This is a genomic window from Pseudonocardia sp. EV170527-09 (assembly GCF_008369905.1).
Lineage (GTDB): Bacteria > Actinomycetota > Actinomycetes > Mycobacteriales > Pseudonocardiaceae > Pseudonocardia.
The window spans coordinates 1-231 of the sequence record NZ_VRMC01000687.1 but is presented as its reverse complement, the minus strand read 5'-3'; the positions used below and the strand labels follow the sequence as shown (position 1 = coordinate 231).

Sequence of the window (231 nt, the reverse complement as noted above, 5' to 3'; positions counted from 1 at the left end):
GTGGACGGGCTGAGCAAGGTCAACATCCCTCGCGACCTCCATCTGCGGGCACGGGCCGCGGTCCGCATCGTGCGGCGCGTCACCGGCCGGTCCTACACGATCGCGCAGTTCCTGCGTGAGGCGATCATGGCTCAGCTCGCCGTGATCGCCCGCGACTACAACAACGGTCAGGAGATCTACCCCGACACCGCGCCGCTGGACCCCGGACGCCGGTAACGGGCGACTCTGCAT

General features: G+C 68.4%; 1 protein-coding gene. It reads left to right on the top strand.

The genetic code is table 11. The features are described from left to right. The coding region (locus tag FVA95_RS30495) for a hypothetical protein (RefSeq protein WP_205016124.1) at positions 1-216 on the top strand (216 nt) is incomplete at its 5' end. Positions 217-231: the final 15 nt, after the last annotated feature.